Origin of the sequence: Exiguobacterium sp. SH3S3 (assembly GCF_004337115.1) — a bacterium.
Lineage (GTDB): Bacteria > Bacillota > Bacilli > Exiguobacteriales > Exiguobacteriaceae > Exiguobacterium > Exiguobacterium aurantiacum_A.
The window spans coordinates 17,619-35,621 of record NZ_SJUU01000013.1 but is presented as its reverse complement, the minus strand read 5'-3'; the positions used below and the strand labels follow the sequence as shown (position 1 = coordinate 35,621).

Genomic DNA, 18,003 nt, shown 5'->3' with positions numbered 1-18,003 from the left:
CTCCCCTCAGATTACCGTTTCGTTTTCTTGTCTGATCCGTGACCTTTATACGTGCGTGTTGGAGCGAATTCACCAAGTTTGTGACCGACCATGTCTTCTGTCACGAATACTGGTACGTGTTTACGACCATCGTGTACACCGAACGTGTGACCCATGAATTCTGGGAAGATTGTCGAGCGACGTGACCAAGTTTTGATGACTTGCTTCTCACCAGATTCGTTAAGTTTGTCAACTTTAGCGAGCAAATGGTGATCTGCGAATGGACCTTTTTTCAAGCTGCGACCCATGATAGAACCTCCCTTTGGAATGATTCGGGAACGGCTCTTTCGAACCGCCCAAGAATCATGTAATAATTATTTCTTACGACGACGAAGGATGTACATGTCGCTCGATTTGTTTTTCTTACGAGTTTTGTAACCAAGAGCTGGTTTACCCCAAGGAGTAAGTGGGCCCGAACGACCGATTGGCGCACGACCTTCACCACCACCGTGTGGGTGATCAACTGGGTTCATTACAGAACCACGTACTGTTGGGCGTTTGCCTAACCAACGTGAACGTCCTGCTTTACCGATGTTTACAAGTTCGTGTTCTTCGTTACCAACTGAACCGATTGTCGCGCGGCAAGTGCCGAGGAACAAGCGTGATTCACCTGATTGAAGACGAACGATGACGTACTTGCCGTCACGTCCTTGGATTTGTGCCGATGCACCAGCCGCACGAACAAGCTGACCGCCTTTACCAGGCTTAAGCTCGATGTTGTGGATAGTAGTACCGACAGGGATGTTTACGAGTGGAAGAGCGTTCCCCACTTTGATATCCGCTTCAGGACCAGACATGATTTCCATGCCTACTTTGATGCCCTTAGGAGCGAGGATGTAACGTTTCTCACCATCTGCATAGTTGATGAGGGCGATGTTAGCTGAACGGTTTGGATCGTATTCGATCGTAGCAACGCGTCCGATGATAGCATCTTTGTTACGTTTGAAATCGATGATACGGTATTTACGTTTGTGCCCGCCACCTTGGTGACGTACAGTCAAACGACCTTGGTTGTTACGACCGCCTTTTTTCGAAAGCTTTTCAGTTAACGATTTCTCAGGACGGTTCGTTGTGATCTCTGCAAAGTCGAGAGATGTCATGTTACGGCGACCGTTAGTGGTCGGCTTAAACTTTTTAATTGCCATCGAGGATTCCCTCCTTTTCTTCTAAGGTAGTAAATTAACCGAGGAAGTCGATTGTGTTGCCTTCAGCAAGAGTTACGATCGCTTTTTTACGACGCGATGTGTAACCAGAGTGACGACCGACACGTTTCGCTTTCGGTTTAATGTTCATTGTGTTTACCGAAGCAACTTTCACGTTGAAGATTGTTTCGATAGCGTGCTTCACTTGTGATTTAGTCGCTTTAACGTCGATCTCGAAAACGTATTTGTTAGCTTCCATGAGGCTAACTGAACGCTCAGTGATGATAGGACGTTTGATGATATCGTATGCTTGAGCCATTATGCAAGCACCTCCTCTACCTTCGCAACCGCATCTTTAGTGAAGATGACTTTGTCGTTAGCAACGAGGTCAAGAACGTTAACGCCTGCTGCCTCGATTACAGTCACTCCTGGGATGTTACGAGCTGCGAGAGCGATAGTCTCATTGTAGTCCGCTGTGACTACAAGAGCCTTACGTTCTACTGATAGGCCAAGAAGTACTGCGACCATATCTTTTGTTTTTGGTGCATCGAAAGCAAGGCCTTCGAGGACGATCATTTCGTTGTTTTGTACTTTCGACGACAAAGCCGAGAGAAGTGCAAGACGACGAACTTTTTTAGGAAGCTTGTAAGAGTATGAACGTGGAGTTGGACCGAAGACTGTTCCACCACCAACCCATTGTGGTGAGCGGATCGAACCTTGGCGCGCACGACCAGTTCCCTTTTGTTTCCATGGTTTACGGCCGCCACCGCGTACTTCCGAGCGACCTTTCGTATCGTGAGTACCTTGACGGCGTGATGCTTGTTGCATGACGATCGCGTCATAAAGTACTGATTCGTTTGGTTCGATACCGAAAATGGCTTCAGCCAATTCGATTTCGCCAACTTGTGAACCTGTTTGGTTTAGCAAAGCTACTTTAGGCATTCGTAATTCCTCCTTTCCGTGCAGTTAATTAGTTACCTTTGACAGCTGTCTTGATGATGACGTTCGATTTACGAGCGCCTGGGATTGCGCCTTTAACGAGTACAAGGCCGCGTTCCACGTCAACTTTGACAATTTCAAGGTTTTGAATCGTTTTACGCTCGCCACCCATTTGACCAGGAAGAAGCTTCCCTTTAAATACGCGGTTAGGAGCTACAGGACCCATTGAACCAGGGCGACGGTGGTAACGCGAACCGTGGGACATTGGTCCACGTGATTGTCCGTGACGCTTAATCGCACCTTGGAATCCTTTACCTTTTGAAGTACCTGTTACGTCCACTAATTCACCTGCAGCGAAAATGTCCGCCTTGATCTCTTGACCGATTTCGTATCCTTCTACTGAAGTACGAATTTCTTTCATGAAGCGCTTAGGTGTCGCGCTTGCTTTCGCAGCGTGACCTTTTGCCGGTTTGTTTTGACGCGATTCTTTGATGTCTCCAAAACCGAGTTGAACTGCTTCGTAACCGTCTGTTTCAAGTGTTTTAACTTGAAGCACGACGTTTCCTTCGACAGCAACTACTGTTACCGGTACGACTTCGCCTGCTTCGTTGAAGATTTGAGTCATACCAAGTTTTGTTCCTAAGATTCCTTTAGCCATGAGATACACCTCCTGTTTAATAATTATTGTCTCTTCTGGCTAGTATCTACTATATGAAGAATTAAAGTTTGATTTCGATGTCAACACCTGATGGTAATTCGAGACGCATAAGCGCATCAACCGTTTTTGGTGTTGGGTTAACGATGTCGATCAAGCGTTTGTGTGTACGCATTTCGAACTGTTCACGAGCATCTTTATACTTGTGGACCGCACGAAGGATCGTGTAGATCGATTTGTCAGTTGGAAGCGGGATTGGGCCCGAGACCTTCGCACCTGAACGTTTCGCAGTTTCAACGATTTTCTCAGCTGATTGATCGAGAACGCGATGGTCGTATGCTTTTAAGCGAATACGGATTTTTTCATTTGCCATGTAAGTTTCCCTCCTTTGTCGCCTACTTTTAAAAATAGACAGTTCTCAGCGGAAATTTCCACACCGGCCATGGCAAAGCTGCCTGGCGTGTCATAACCTCCCGCTTCATCGCAGCGTGCTTGTGTCAGCAGAGGCATCCGATCATTGCAAATCAACGATAGGACCCATTTTCTGCTGTAAAGTCTCTCACCACTCGCACAAACACTTAATCATTATATCGAATCTGCAAAACAAATGCAAGATTTGATTTTTTTCGATCGTGCCGGATGTCTGATGAGTTGTTCAACGTTCACTAATGTAACAAGATTCGAACCCTTTTGCAAGTTCTTTTCCTTCTTTTGTTGAACTATTTTTCAAAAGAAGGCCCATGCCAACTCTTCCTAGCGTTTCATATACTCTTTAAACTGCTCAGTCACGGCTTCGATGACCGATGCCGGGGCTCGTTTCAGACACGATTGCACAATCGAGTTGTTGAACGGGTGCGTCATAAAGTATTCGTGCAGCTTGTCGACTTTCTCTCCCCGCCCCATCACTGAATAGAGGACGACCCACTCTTCAAGATGCATCCAACTCCCGTCCGGTTCAATGTAAGGATGCGTATAAATCCCGTCCGTACAACGCATCCGAAAACTAGCCATCACGTCGATGTCCTGGCCTTCAAACGTATATTCGCCAAAGTACGTCGTCATATACTCGTCATGCGGATCAGACTCTTCTTTTTTTCCGGCACGGCTGAGCACACGGTCAATCGTCTCGAACTGGTCAGGCTCAACGAACAGATCCAAGTCATGCGCCGTCTCGACGATCCCGTGATGCTTGAGTAAACTTGACCCACCAAAGCGGCAGGCAACGCCGTTCAACCGACAAAGCGTCTCCACTTGCTTTTCCATCGTCGATTCTCCTTCCTACAATCCTATCTCCTATCTTATCATTTCGTTTCAAAAAACAAAAAAGCAGCCCGCAAATGCGGACTGCTTAAGACATCGATTACTCGACGATTTCTGTTACCGAACCAGCACCTACAGTACGGCCACCCTCACGGATTGAGAAACGTGTTCCGTCTTCGATCGCGATTGTAGAAATCAATTCGATCGTCAACTCGATGTTGTCTCCTGGCATTACCATTTCAGTACCTTCTGGAAGGTGAACGATACCTGTTACGTCAGTTGTACGGAAGTAGAACTGCGGACGGTAGTTCGCGAAGAATGGCGTGTGACGGCCACCCTCTTCTTTAGAAAGAACGTAGATTGAAGCTTTGAATTTAGAGTGCGGAGTGATTGTACCTGGTTTAGCAAGTACTTGTCCACGCTCGATGTCTTCACGTGATACACCACGGAGAAGAGCACCGATGTTGTCGCCAGCTTCAGCATAGTCAAGAAGCTTACGGAACATCTCTACACCAGTACATACAGTTTTCTTAGTTTCTTCTGTAAGACCAACGATTTCAACTTCGTCGTTGACGCGGAGAACACCACGCTCAACACGACCAGTCGCTACAGTACCGCGACCAGTGATTGAGAATACGTCCTCAACTGGCATCATGAAGTCTTTGTCCGTGTCACGAACAGGCTCAGGGATGTACTCATCAACTGCGTTCATGAGTTCCATGATTTTTTCTTCCCACTGTGCTTCGCCGTTAAGCGCGCCAAGTGCTGAACCTTTGATTACAGGGAGGTCGTCGCCTGGGAAGTCATATTCAGAAAGAAGTTCACGGATTTCCATCTCAACGAGTTCGAGAAGCTCTTCGTCGTCAACCATGTCAACTTTGTTCATGAATACTACGATGAAAGGAACACCTACTTGACGTGAAAGAAGAATGTGCTCACGTGTTTGTGGCATTGGGCCATCTGTTGCCGAAACAACGAGGATCGCGCCGTCCATTTGTGCAGCACCAGTGATCATGTTTTTAACATAGTCAGCGTGACCTGGGCAGTCAACGTGTGCGTAGTGGCGTTTTTCAGTTTCGTACTCGATGTGAGCTGTTGCGATTGTGATACCGCGCTCACGCTCTTCTGGAGCACCATCGATTGCGTCAAACTTTGTAGCTGTTTTCCCTTGTGCTTTTGAAAGTACAGCTGAAATCGCTGCAGTCAAAGTTGTTTTACCGTGGTCGACGTGGCCAATTGTACCAACGTTAACGTGCGGTTTAGAACGGTCGAATTTTTCTTTACCCATTCTAGATTCCTCCTCTATAGACAATTAATTTTTTATTTAACTAGGAAGACGTAGGCTACTTTTAACATACGTCCTCCTTAGCTTACAACAATCATTTCAGCGTTACAACCGTTATTAGCCGTTCGCTTTTTTGATGATTTCTTCTGCAATTGACTTCGGTACTTCTTCGTAGTGGTCGAAGTGCATCGAGTACGTTCCACGTCCTTGCGTACGTGAACGGAGTGACGTTGCATATCCGAACATTTCCGAAAGTGGAATCATCGCTTTAACGACTTGTGCGTTACCGCGAGCTTCCATACCTTCTACGCGTCCACGGCGTGACGTGACGTCACCCATGATGTCTCCCAAGTATTCTTCTGGGATGACAACTTCAACACGCATCATTGGCTCAAGGATGACAGCTTTCGCTTGTTCCTTAAGTTGTTTGACCGCCATCGAAGCAGCAACTTTAAACGCCATCTCGTTCGAGTCGACATCGTGGTACGATCCGAAGACGAGGGCAGCTTTAACGTCAACTACTGGGTAACCAGCGAGGATACCGTTTTCGAGAGCTTCTTGAATACCGTTTTGAACAGCCGGTACGTATTCACGTGGAACAACACCACCGACGATCTTGTTCTCAAATTCGAATCCAGCACCTTCTACGTTCGGTTCGAATTCAACGACAACGTGACCGTACTGACCGCGTCCACCCGATTGACGTACGAATTTCGAATCGATCTTCGCAGCGCTACGGATTGTCTCACGGTAAGCAACTTGTGGTGCACCGACGTTTGCTTCGACTTTGAATTCGCGACGCATACGGTCAACGAGGATATCAAGGTGAAGCTCACCCATACCAGAGATGATCGTTTGACCAGTCTCTTGGTTTGTTTCAGTGCGGAAAGTTGGATCCTCTTCTGCGAGTTTCGCGAGGGCTTGACCCATCTTGTCTTGGTCTGCTTTCGATTTAGGCTCGATTGCGACCGAGATAACCGGTTCTGGGAATGTCATTGACTCGAGAACGACGTTGTCTTTCTCTGAGCAAAGTGTGTCACCAGTCGTTGTATCTTTAAGACCAACAGCAGCGGCGATGTCACCAGAAAATACCATTGGAATTTCTTCACGGCTGTTTGCATGCATTTGAAGGATACGACCGAGACGCTCGCGCTTCCCTTTAGTCGAGTTCTTCACATACGAACCAGCTTGTGCTGTACCAGAGTACACACGGAAGAATGTCAATTTACCGACGTAAGGGTCAGTCATGACTTTGAACGCAAGTGCCGAGAACGGCGCTTCGTCAGAAGGTTCACGCGTGATCTCTTCTTCTGTATCGAGGTTGATTCCTTTGATTGACTCGACATCAACTGGTGATGGGAGGTAATCAACAACAGCGTCCAACATCAATTGAACACCTTTGTTTTTAAAGGCCGAACCTACAAGTACAGGGTAGAATTCAACGCTAAGTGTTGCTTGACGAATACCAGCTTTGAGTTCTTCGATTGAGATCTCTTCGCCTTCGAGGTATTTCATCATCAAATCTTCGTTGTAATCCGCAACGCCTTCGATCAAGCGACCACGAAGTTCTTCAGCTTGGTCAGCCATATCAGCTGGGAAGCCTTCTGTTACTTCGATGTCAGTACCGAGGTCGTTCGAGTACATGTATGTCTTTCTTTCGACGAGGTCGATGATTCCTTTGAATTCATCTTCTGCGCCGATTGGAAGTTGGATTGGGTGTGCGTTAGCGTGTAAACGTTCGTGAAGTGTTTTCACCGAGTACATGAAGTCCGCACCAATCTTATCCATCTTGTTGACGAATACGACACGTGGAACACCGTATGTTGTCGCTTGACGCCATACAGTTTCTGTTTGTGGTTCAACACCTGACTGAGCGTCAAGTACAGCAACTGCGCCATCAAGTACACGGAGTGAACGTTCAACTTCAACTGTGAAGTCTACGTGTCCAGGTGTATCGATGATGTTTACACGGTGGCCATTCCACTGTGCAGTCGTCGCTGCAGAAGTGATCGTGATTCCACGCTCTTGCTCCTGCTCCATCCAGTCCATTTGTGAAGCTCCTTCATGAGTTTCACCAATCTTGTGGATACGACCTGTGTAATAAAGAATACGTTCAGTTGTAGTCGTTTTACCGGCATCGATGTGAGCCATGATCCCGATGTTACGAGTATTCTTTAGGGAGAATTCTCTTGCCATACTGGGTATTCTCCTTCCGCATGTGTTTTTCGTGTGCTGGCACACGATATGATTATACCCGAAAGCCACTCCATTAAGCCACCGCTTGGTGACGTGGAGTGGTCTTTACGTTTAACTTACCAACGATAGTGAGCAAACGCTTTGTTCGCTTCTGCCATCTTATGCATGTCTTCGCGTCTCTTAACAGAAGCACCAGTGTTATTGGCTGCATCCATGATTTCATTCGCGATACGTTGCTCCATCGTCTTCTCGTTGCGGAGACGAGCGTAGTTCACGAGGTAACGAAGACCAAGTGTCGTACGGCGTTCTGGACGAACTTCAACAGGAACTTGGTAGTTTGCTCCACCTACACGGCGAGCTTTAACTTCAAGTACAGGCATGATGTTTGTCATTGCTTCTTCGAACACTTCCATAGGCTCTTTGCCTGAGCGTTCAGCGATGAGACCAAATGCGTTGTAAATGATAGTTTGAGCTGTACCTTTTTTACCGTCTAACATGACACGGTTAATGAGGCGAGTTACCAATTTCGAGTTGTAGATCGGATCTGCGATAACGTCACGACGTTCTGCACGGTTTTTACGCATCCGAGTACCCTCCTTTCAAAATTTCAGTAGTTTAGTTTGCGAGAATTACTTCTTCGCAGCTTTCGGACGTTTCGTACCGTATTTAGAACGGCCTTGCATACGTCCGTCCACACCTGCAGTGTCAAGTGCACCACGAACGATGTGGTAACGTACTCCTGGTAAGTCTTTTACACGTCCTCCGCGGATAAGAACAACGCTGTGCTCTTGAAGGTTGTGGCCAATACCTGGAATGTACGCAGTCACTTCGATTTGGTTAGTCAAACGAACACGGGCATACTTACGTAACGCCGAGTTCGGTTTCTTCGGAGTCATTGTACCAACACGTGTACAAACACCACGTTTTTGTGGTGAGCTCACGTTTGTTTGTGACTTGATGAAACTGTTGTAACCTTTGTTAAGTGCTGGAGAGTCAGATTTAACGACTTTCGATTTGCGTCCTTTACGGACTAACTGGTTGATAGTAGGCATCTTTGAAGATCCTCCCTTCCTGAATTATGCTATTTTCTAGACCCACCGACCCGGGTGGTTCATTTAAGGTCATAACGAAACGCTTTTACGAGGCGTAGGCATTCCATGACCTCGCAAAAACGTGAGTTATACCTTGAAAGTGGCAATAATAGCAGCCAAACCTTTCCGTAGAAAGATCGGTTAACGTCCAAGTAGCTTGCCGACTGCTGGACACCATTGTCATCGACAACAACCGATTGGCGGCACTAAATCATAGTAGCACCGCCAAAGAGTGCTGTCAAGACGTTTTTACTCGACGTTCGCGTCTTCGAGGACGGCTTTCGACGCATCTTCTTTAAGTTTAACGTCACGGTATACCGGCATCCCTGTACCAGCTGGCACGAGTTTACCGATGATGACGTTCTCTTTGAGTCCGAGAAGATAGTCGCGTTTGCCTTTGATGGCAGCGTCTGTCAACACGCGAGTCGTTTCTTGGAACGAAGCGGCCGAGAGGAACGAATCTGTCTCAAGCGACGCTTTCGTGATTCCGAGAAGGACCGGTTTCGCCGTTGCTGGGCTCTTACCTACGCGAAGTACGTCTTTACACGCTTCTTTGAAGACGCCGATATCGACGAGTGAACCAGGGAGAAGTGGCGTGTCACCTGACTCGATGACTTTGACGCGACGAAGCATTTGGCGAACCATGACTTCGACGTGTTTGTCGCCGATTTCTACCCCTTGCATCCGGTATACTTTTTGAACTTCTTGAAGAAGATAGTTTTGGACACCAGACACACCACGGACGGTGAGCAATTCTTTCGGATCGATCGAACCTTCCGTGAAGACTTCCCCGGCATCTACCGTGTCGCCGATCTGAACGCGTAAACGCGCTCCGAACGGAATCGTGTACGTACGAGTCTCACTGAGTCCTTCGACCGTGAGTTCCCGCTTGTCACGCGACTCGGTAAAGTCGATGACCGTACCAGGAATTTCCGAGATGACCGCTTGCCCTTTCGGGTTACGAGCCTCGAATACCTCTTGGATACGTGGAAGACCTTGCGTGATATCATCTCCGGCTACCCCACCTGTGTGGAAGGTACGCATTGTAAGCTGCGTTCCTGGCTCACCGATTGATTGCGCGGCGATGATTCCGACTGCTTCGCCAACTTCAACGTTCGAGCCAGTCGCCAAGTTGCGGCCGTAGCACTTCTTACATACGCCGTGTGACGTGTTACATGTGAAGGCTGTACGGATTTCAACTCGTTCGATACCAGCGTCGACGATGTCGCGGGCGATATCTTCTGTGATCAATTGGTTCTTCTCAATCATGACTTCACCCGTTTCCGGATGTGCCACTGTCTCGAACGCTGTACGGCCGACGAGGCGGTCATACAAGTTTTCGATTTCTTCCGTGCCTTCGCGGAGAGCGGCAACGCGGATTCCGCGGTCCGTTCCACAATCTTCTTCACGGATGATGACATCTTGGGCAACGTCGACGAGACGACGCGTCAAGTAACCTGAGTCAGCCGTTTTAAGGGCTGTATCGGCAAGACCTTTACGCGCACCGTGCGTCGAGATGAAGTATTCTTGAACCGTCAGTCCCTCACGGAACGACGATTTGATTGGAAGTTCGATGATGCGGCCAGATGGAGCGGCCATCAAACCACGCATCCCTGCGAGCTGCGTGAAGTTGGACGCGTTACCACGGGCACCTGAGTCAGACATCATGAAGATCGGGTTCAAGCGGTTGAGGGATTTCATCAATCGCGATTGAATCTCGTCCTTCGCTTCGTTCCAAGAGCGTACAACGCGCTCGTAACGCTCATCTTCAGTGATGAGACCACGACGGAACGACTTCATGATTTGGTCGACTTGAGTTTGCGCTTCATCAAGGATTTCTTGTTTGTCCGGAAGAACGATGATATCGGCGATTCCGACCGTCACACCCGCTTTAGTCGAGTGTTTGAAGCCGAGATCTTTCATCCGGTCAAGCATGCGGCTCGTTTCAGTCGTTTCAAACTTCTGGAACACTTCCGCGATGACTTTACCAAGGAATCCTTTTTTGAACGGTTCGATGAGTGGACGTGCGGCAATTTCTTCCGCGACGTTGGCACCTTTTTCGATGAAGTACTTATCAGGCGTTGCTTCCTGCAAGTTTTCCATCGTCGGTTCGTTCAAGTATGGGAACGTGTTCGGCAAGATCTCGTTAAAGATCATCTTACCGACTGTCGTGATTAACATTTTCTCATTTTGCTCCGCTGTGAACGTCGGGTTGTTGAGCGTACGTGCTGGAAGGGCGACACGTGTATGCAAGTGGACGTATCCATTTTGATACGCGATGAGCGCTTCGTTGACGTTCGACAAAATTTTCCCTTGTCCGATGGCATCGTCGCGTTCAAGCGAGATGTAGTAGTTACCGAGGACCATATCCTGCGATGGTGTAACAACTGGTTTACCATCTTTCGGGTTCAAGATGTTCTGTGCAGCGAGCATGAGGAGACGAGCTTCTGCTTGCGCTTCGGCTGAAAGTGGTACGTGGACCGCCATTTGGTCACCATCAAAGTCGGCGTTGTAAGCCGTACATACGAGTGGGTGTAGACGAATCGCACGGCCCTCGACGAGAATCGGTTCGAAAGCTTGAATCCCTAGACGGTGAAGTGTAGGGGCACGGTTCAAGAGAACCGGATGCTCACGAATGACTTCTTCGAGGACGCCCCAGATTTCTGGTTGCATCTTCTCAATTTTGCGTTTGGCGTTCTTGATGTTCGACGCGATCCCGCGACCGACAAGTTCTTTCATCACGAACGGTTTGAAGAGTTCAAGGGCCATCTCTTTCGGGAGACCACATTGGAACATCTTCAAGTTCGGTCCAACGACGATAACCGAACGTCCTGAGTAGTCGACCCGTTTACCAAGAAGGTTTTGACGGAAACGACCTTGTTTCCCTTTCAACATATGTGAAAGCGACTTAAGTGGACGGTTACCTGGACCTGTTACCGGACGACCACGACGACCGTTGTCGATGAGGGCGTCAACCGCTTCTTGAAGCATACGCTTCTCGTTTTGCACGATGATGTTCGGCGCGCCGAGATCGAGCAAACGTTTGAGACGGTTGTTACGGTTGATGACTCGACGATATAAATCGTTCAAGTCAGAAGTCGCAAAGCGCCCACCGTCGAGCTGCACCATCGGGCGAAGCTCAGGTGGAATGACAGGAAGTACTTCGAGGATCATCCAATCTGGATCATTCCCCGACGTGAAGAACGCATCGAGCACTTCAAGACGTTTGATCGCACGTGTACGACGTTGGCCTTGAACTGTCTTCAATTCTTCGCGGAGTTCTCCGACTTCCTTCTCGAGTTGTACGTCTTGAAGGAGTGTCCGGATCGCTTCCGCACCCATGTCTGCTTTAAAGTCACTACCGTACTTCTCACGGTAGAGACGGAATTCTTTTTCCGAGAGAAGTTGTTTCTTCTCGAGCGGAGTGTCACCTGGTTCTGTCACGACGTACGACGCGAAGTAGATTACTTCTTCGAGCGCACGCGGTGACATATCGAGAACAAGCCCCATTCGACTTGGAATCCCTTTGAAGTACCAGATGTGCGAAACCGGAGCCGCGAGCTCGATGTGGCCCATACGTTCGCGACGCACTTTCGCTTTCGTCACTTCAACGCCACAGCGGTCACAAATGACTCCTTTATATCGGATTCGTTTGTATTTCCCGCAGTAACATTCCCAGTCTTTCGTAGGACCGAAGATTCGTTCACAGAACAGTCCGTCCTTCTCTGGTTTGAGTGTACGATAGTTGATTGTTTCCGGCTTTTTGACTTCCCCGTAAGACCACGAACGGATCTTTTCGGGTGAAGCCAAGCCGATTTTCATATATTCAAATCGATTAACATCTACCAAGGGGCCGACCTCCCTTTTCGCCTTATTCCTCTTCCGTAACAGTCGGTTGAACGACTTGTTCTAACGCCGATGTTGCGTTCGGGATGTTGTCGTCATCTTCATCTTTCATTTCAACTTCTTCGTCGTCCACAGACATCATCTTGACTTCCATACCGAGCGCTTGAAGCTCTTTGATCAAGACGCGGAACGATTCAGGAACGCCCGCTTTCGGAACGCTCTCGCCTTTCACGATTGCTTCGTATGCTTTCACACGACCAACCGTGTCATCCGACTTGATTGTAAGGATTTCTTGGAGCGTGTAGGCTGCGCCGTACGCTTCAAGTGCCCAAACTTCCATCTCACCGAAGCGCTGTCCACCGAACTGTGCTTTACCACCGAGCGGTTGTTGCGTAACGAGCGAGTATGGTCCTGTCGAACGAGCGTGAAGTTTATCATCAACCATGTGCGCAAGTTTGATCATATACATGACACCGACCGAGACGCGGTTATCGAACGGTTCACCAGTACGACCGTCATAGAGACGAGTCTTGGCATCTTTGTCCATTCCAGCTTCTTCAATCGTTGCCCATACGTCTTCTTCACGTGCGCCATCGAATACAGGTGTCGCCACTTTGATGCCGAGCTTTTTAGCCGCCATTCCAAGGTGGAGTTCAAGTACCTGACCGATGTTCATCCGCGATGGTACACCGAGTGGGTTAAGCATGATGTCAATCGGTGTGCCGTCTGGCATGTATGGCATGTCTTCTTCAGGGAGGATCCGCGAGATAACACCTTTGTTACCGTGACGTCCCGCCATCTTATCCCCTTCGTGAATCTTACGTTTTTGAACGATGTAGACACGAACCATTTGGTTCACACCTGGTGAAAGTTCGTCGCCGTTCTCACGGTCGAACACCTTGACGTCCAAGATGATGCCGTCGCCGCCGTTTGGTACACGGAGTGACGTATCACGGACTTCACGGGCTTTCTCACCGAAGATCGCATGCAAGAGACGCTCTTCCGCCGTCAGTTCAGTTACACCTTTAGGCGTGACTTTCCCGACGAGGATATCGCCATCTTTCACTTCCGCACCAATGCGGATGATCCCACGATCGTCCAAGTTGCGAAGCGCGTCATCACCGACGTTCGGAATATCACGTGTGATTTCCTCAGGTCCGAGTTTCGTGTCTCGTGACTCTGACTCATACTCCTCGATGTGAATCGAAGTGTAGACGTCATCTTTCACGAGGCGCTCACTCATGATGATCGCATCCTCATAGTTGTAACCGTCCCAAGTCATGAAGGCGACAACGACGTTACGGCCGAGCGCGAGCTCACCCATATCCATCGATGGACCGTCAGCAAGGATTTCTCCTTTTTCGACTTGGTCACCAGCAGCGATGATCGGCTTTTGGTTATAGCACGTTCCTTGGTTCGAACGAACGTACTTTTGAAGTTTGTAGCGGTCAAGGTCACCTGAAACCGTTGTTCCGTTCACGTCAGACGTGCGGCGGACCAAGATTTCACGCGCTGTGACACGCTCGACGACACCTGGGTATTTCGCGATAATCGCGGCCCCAGAGTCTTTCGCTGACACGTACTCCATACCAGTACCGATAATCGGCGAGTCAGGTTGAAGGAGTGGTACAGCTTGACGTTGCATGTTCGCTCCCATGAGGGCACGGTTCGAGTCATCGTTCTCAAGGAACGGGATACATGCTGTTGCCGCAGAAACAACCTGTTTCGGCGAAACGTCCATGTAGTCGACTCGACTTGGCTCAACTGACAAGTTTTGTCCGCGGAAGCGGCAAAGGACTTGCTCGTTTGCAAAGTAACTGTCTTCAGTGAGCGGCATGTTCGCCTGGGCGACGACGTAGAGATCTTCTTCATCCGCCGTCATATATTGAATCTCGCTCGTGACGAGACCTGTTTCTGGGTCGACTCGGCGGTACGGTGTCTCAATGAAACCGTACTCGTTTACTTTCGCAAAAGATGAAAGCGAGTTGATGAGACCGATGTTCGGTCCTTCAGGTGTTTCGATTGGACACATCCGACCGTAGTGCGAATAGTGAACGTCTCGAACTTCGAAGCCGGCACGCTCACGTGTCAAACCACCCGGTCCGAGTGCAGAGAGACGACGCTTGTGCGTGAGCTCTGCGAGCGGGTTTGTTTGGTCCATGAACTGTGACAACTGCGAGCTACCGAAGAACTCTTTCAGCGATGCGATTACCGGGCGGATGTTAATCAGCGCCTGTGGTGTGATCGCATTTTGATCTTGAATCGACATCCGTTCTTTTACGACACGTTCCATACGAGAAAGACCGATACGGAATTGGTTTTGGAGAAGTTCTCCGACTGAACGAAGACGACGGTTTCCTAAGTGGTCGATGTCATCTGTTGTTCCGACTTCGTGAAGTAAGTTGAAGAAGTAGTTGATCGATGCAATGATATCCGCTGGTGTGACGTGCTTGATGCTACGGTCGATGTTGCCATTACCGATAATGTTCAAGACACGCTCTCCATCCGGGTCATCTGGTGAGATGACTTTAATCGATTGGAGACCAAACGGCTCACCTTCAGCAACGCCGCCAGTTGGCTCAGCGTCCATGTAACCGAGACCGTTTTCCAAATGCGGAAGGACGCGGTCTAAGTTGCGACGGTCGAGGATTGTTCCAGCTTCGGCGATCACTTCGCCTGTCTCTGGGTCAACGAGCGTCTCGGCCAATTTCTGACCGAAGAGACGGTTTTTAAGATGAAGTTTTTTGTTCATCTTATAACGACCAACGTTTGCGAGGTCGTAGCGTTTCGGGTCGAAGAAACGTGAGACGAGAAGTGATTTTGCGTTTTCAACCGTTGGTGGTTCACCAGGGCGGAGACGCTCGTAAATCTCGATCAACGCTTTCTCTGTCGACTCGGTATTATCTTTTTCAAGGGTGTTCCGAAGATATTCATCATCCCCGAGAAGGTCGATAATTTCTTGGTCCGTACCAAATCCGAGAGCACGCAACAACACCGTTACCGGGATCTTACGGGTACGGTCGATACGAACATAAACGATATCCTTAGCATCTGTCTCAAGTTCGAGCCATGCTCCACGGTTCGGGATGACTGTCGCACCGAAACCACGTTTACCGTTTTTATCGAGTTTAGAATTGTAATAGACGCTCGGCGAACGAACAAGCTGGGAAACGATGACGCGTTCTGCGCCGTTAATAATAAACGTTCCCGACTCTGTCATAATCGGGAAATCACCCATGAATACTTCTTGTTCTTTAAGCTCACCTGTCTCTTTGTTTTGCAGACGTACTTTCACGCGCAATGGCGCAGAATAAGTGACGTCGCGCTCCTTCGAGTCATCAATCGAATATTTCGGCTCGCTAAGCGAGTAATCGATGAACTCAAGCACGAGGTTTCCAGTGAAGTCGGAGATTGGCGAAATGTCGGTAAACATCTCTTTCAATCCTTCACGTAAGAACCACTCATAAGAAGCAGTTTGAATTTCAATCAAATTCGGAAGCTCTAATACCTCACTGATACGGGCAAAGCTTCTTCTCTGACGGTGACGACCGTACTGAACAAGTTGACCAGTCAACTGATTCACCTCTCAGACCCCCAATTCTCTATCGAATTTTTCGGGCGTAATAATCGAACATTGTCATTGAATGTCGCCCTTTTTCCGCGTCTAAAAAGCGGCAAACGCGGCAATTCAAGGCGAATTCCATTCCAATGGCATTTTATAATGTTAGCATATACGTTATAGCGAGTCAACAAGACTCAACCGTTTGTCAAGAGCGAATTGCCCGGAAAATAAAATAGCCTTTGTCTTTGGCAACCGTCTCGACCTGACCGAACACATCTTCAAGCAACTTCTTAGCAGAAGGCGCTCCTTGTTTCTTTTGAATGACGACGTAGAGTGCCCCGCCCATGACGAGATGCGCGTACGCATCTCTTAAAATCGTGTGAACCACTTGCTTCCCGGCCCGAATCGGCGGATTGGTCACGATAGCGGCAAATTGCTCGCCTCCGACTCCATCATATGCGTGGCTAAGCCGTGTTTCGATCGTCACCCCGTTTTGGGCGGCGTTTTGCTCTGACAAGGCAAGCGCTCGTTCGTTCACGTCGACGAGAAGCGCTTCACGCCCAGAGGCGTCGGCAAGCGAGATCCCCATCGGACCGTAGCCGCAGCCTACATCTAAAATGCGACCTTCAACTTCCGGCACTTCAAATGACTCGATTAAGAGACGTGACCCAAAATCGACCGATCCTTTCGAGAACACGCCGCGGTCCGAGGTGAAGCGATACATCTTCCCTCGCAACTCATACGTCCACGTCTCAGGGGCACTTTTCGAACTCGGATCGTTCGTATAGTAATGATCTCCCATGCATTGAACCTCCTAACCCACTCTTCAAGGAAATAAAAGAAGCTCGCCATAGCGAGCTTCTATACGTTGTGAAGTAAAAGTTAGATTACTTAACTTCGACAGATGCGCCAGCTTCTTCAAGCTTAGCTTTAACTGCGTCTGCATCTTCTTTAGAAACGCCTTCTTTGACTGGAGCCGGAGTTCCGTCAACGAGTGCTTTTGCTTCTTTAAGACCGAGGCCAGTAAGTTCACGTACTGCTTTGATTACGTTGATCTTACCAGAACCTGCGCTTGTGAGGATTACGTCGAATTCAGTTTGCTCTTCAGCTACTGCTGCGCCTGCACCTGCTGCTGCTACTGGAGCTGCTGCTGATACGCCGAATTCTTCTTCGATTGTTTTTACGAGTTCGTTAAGTTCGAGAACCGTCATTGATTTGAGGTCTTCGATGAATTGCTCTTTGTTGAAAGCCATTATGGTTTTCCTCCTTTGATGTTGTAAAAAGTTTTTTTACGCTACGCGACAAAGATTAAGCAGACTGCTCTTCTTTTTGTTCTGCGATTGCGTTTGTTGCGATTGCGAGCCCGCGGATCGGAGCTTGAAGGACGCTGAGAAGCATCGAGAGAAGACCATCGCGTGATGGAAGTTCTGCAAGGGCTTTAACTTCTTCGAGTGAAGTTACTTTGCCTTCGATGATTCCGCCTTTAAGTTCGAGCGCTTTGTGCTCTTTTGAGAAGTCGTTCAAGATCTTCGCTGGAGCAATAACGTCTTCTTTCGAGAACGCGATTGCAGTAGGACCTGTGAAGACTTCATCGAGACCGTCATAACCAGACTGAGTCGCCGCGCGACGAAGGAGACCGTTTTTGTATACTTTGAACTCGATTCCAGCGTCACGAAGTGTTTTACGGAGTGTAGTCACTTCTTCAACTGTAAGTCCACGGTAGTCAACAACGATCGTTCCAACGCTTGCTTGCATTTTCTCAGCGATTTCATCAACGAGTACCGATTTCTGAGCTACGATTTTTTCGCTTGCCATGTTTGTGCACCTCCTAGTCAATTCTTATACCGGACGAGAGGCTGCTCTCCAAAAAGAAATCCCTCGTATGAAGACATACGAGGGCGTAATTGTTTGAAAGTAAACCTGTGACAACAGGCTCAAGTTCGAGCAAAGACACCTCGGAAGGGTTTACGGACCGATGTCCACCTTCT

Annotated in this window: 16 protein-coding genes and 1 other annotated feature (1 of these 17 cut by a window edge); all 16 genes read right to left on the bottom strand. The window is 48.6% G+C overall.

What is annotated here, in order from left to right; genetic code table 11:
* Nucleotides 1-11 precede the first annotated feature (11 nt).
* Nucleotides 12-287 (bottom strand): 30S ribosomal protein S19, encoded by a 276-nt coding sequence (gene rpsS / locus EVJ28_RS12115; protein WP_012727673.1) that lies wholly within the window; start codon nt 285-287, stop codon nt 12-14.
* Between the two features lie 66 nt (nt 288-353).
* Nucleotides 354-1,184, bottom strand: coding sequence for a 50S ribosomal protein L2 (gene rplB, locus EVJ28_RS12110; protein WP_070329243.1), 831 nt, complete (start codon nt 1,182-1,184; stop codon nt 354-356).
* A 34-nt stretch (nt 1,185-1,218) separates the two neighbouring features.
* Nucleotides 1,219-1,500 (bottom strand): 50S ribosomal protein L23, encoded by a 282-nt coding sequence (gene rplW, locus EVJ28_RS12105; protein WP_071398658.1) that lies wholly within the window; start codon nt 1,498-1,500, stop codon nt 1,219-1,221.
* Nucleotides 1,500-2,123 (bottom strand): 50S ribosomal protein L4, encoded by a 624-nt coding sequence (gene rplD, locus EVJ28_RS12100; protein ID WP_016508943.1) that lies wholly within the window; start codon nt 2,121-2,123, stop codon nt 1,500-1,502. The genes rplW and rplD overlap by 1 nt, the downstream gene beginning before the upstream one ends.
* Nucleotides 2,124-2,151: 28 nt before the next feature.
* A complete protein-coding gene (gene rplC, locus EVJ28_RS12095) occupies nt 2,152-2,778 on the bottom strand; it encodes a 50S ribosomal protein L3 (protein WP_016508913.1) in 627 nt (208 codons plus the stop codon).
* A gap of 61 nt (nt 2,779-2,839) precedes the next feature.
* Nucleotides 2,840-3,148 (bottom strand): 30S ribosomal protein S10, encoded by a 309-nt coding sequence (gene rpsJ, locus EVJ28_RS12090; RefSeq protein WP_016508894.1) that lies wholly within the window; start codon nt 3,146-3,148, stop codon nt 2,840-2,842.
* Between the two features lie 380 nt (nt 3,149-3,528).
* A complete protein-coding gene (locus tag EVJ28_RS12085) occupies nt 3,529-4,038 on the bottom strand; it encodes a hypothetical protein (protein WP_131458639.1) in 510 nt (169 codons plus the stop codon).
* A 97-nt stretch (nt 4,039-4,135) separates the two neighbouring features.
* Nucleotides 4,136-5,323 (bottom strand): elongation factor Tu, encoded by a 1,188-nt coding sequence (tuf, locus tag EVJ28_RS12080; protein ID WP_131458638.1) that lies wholly within the window; start codon nt 5,321-5,323, stop codon nt 4,136-4,138.
* Between the two features lie 114 nt (nt 5,324-5,437).
* Nucleotides 5,438-7,516, bottom strand: coding sequence for an elongation factor G (gene fusA / locus EVJ28_RS12075; RefSeq protein WP_070329247.1), 2,079 nt, complete (start codon nt 7,514-7,516; stop codon nt 5,438-5,440).
* 116 nt (nt 7,517-7,632) lie between these two features.
* The gene (gene rpsG, locus EVJ28_RS12070) at nt 7,633-8,100 is read right to left on the bottom strand and encodes a 30S ribosomal protein S7 (RefSeq protein WP_016508928.1); all 468 of its coding nucleotides are present in this window, start codon (nt 8,098-8,100) and stop codon (nt 7,633-7,635) included.
* Nucleotides 8,101-8,145: 45 nt separating this feature from the next.
* Nucleotides 8,146-8,568 carry a 30S ribosomal protein S12 gene (rpsL, locus tag EVJ28_RS12065; RefSeq protein WP_012727683.1) on the bottom strand — a complete coding sequence of 141 codons (423 nt, stop codon included), beginning with the start codon at nt 8,566-8,568 and terminating at the stop codon, nt 8,146-8,148.
* 288 nt (nt 8,569-8,856) lie between these two features.
* Nucleotides 8,857-12,456 (bottom strand): DNA-directed RNA polymerase subunit beta', encoded by a 3,600-nt coding sequence (gene rpoC / locus EVJ28_RS12060; protein WP_070329248.1) that lies wholly within the window; start codon nt 12,454-12,456, stop codon nt 8,857-8,859.
* 22 nt (nt 12,457-12,478) lie between these two features.
* Nucleotides 12,479-16,027, bottom strand: a complete 3,549-nt coding sequence (gene rpoB, locus EVJ28_RS12055) for a DNA-directed RNA polymerase subunit beta (RefSeq protein WP_070329266.1) — start codon at nt 16,025-16,027, stop codon at nt 12,479-12,481.
* Between the two features lie 193 nt (nt 16,028-16,220).
* A complete protein-coding gene (locus tag EVJ28_RS12050) occupies nt 16,221-16,817 on the bottom strand; it encodes a class I SAM-dependent methyltransferase (protein ID WP_131441633.1) in 597 nt (198 codons plus the stop codon).
* 85 nt (nt 16,818-16,902) lie between these two features.
* A complete protein-coding gene (gene rplL, locus EVJ28_RS12045) occupies nt 16,903-17,268 on the bottom strand; it encodes a 50S ribosomal protein L7/L12 (RefSeq protein ID WP_070329250.1) in 366 nt (121 codons plus the stop codon).
* A gap of 55 nt (nt 17,269-17,323) precedes the next feature.
* Nucleotides 17,324-17,830, bottom strand: a complete 507-nt coding sequence (gene rplJ, locus EVJ28_RS12040; protein WP_070329251.1) for a 50S ribosomal protein L10 — start codon at nt 17,828-17,830, stop codon at nt 17,324-17,326.
* A gap of 45 nt (nt 17,831-17,875) precedes the next feature.
* Nucleotides 17,876-18,003: a sequence feature (ribosomal protein L10 leader region), on the bottom strand; it runs 26 nt beyond the window's last position.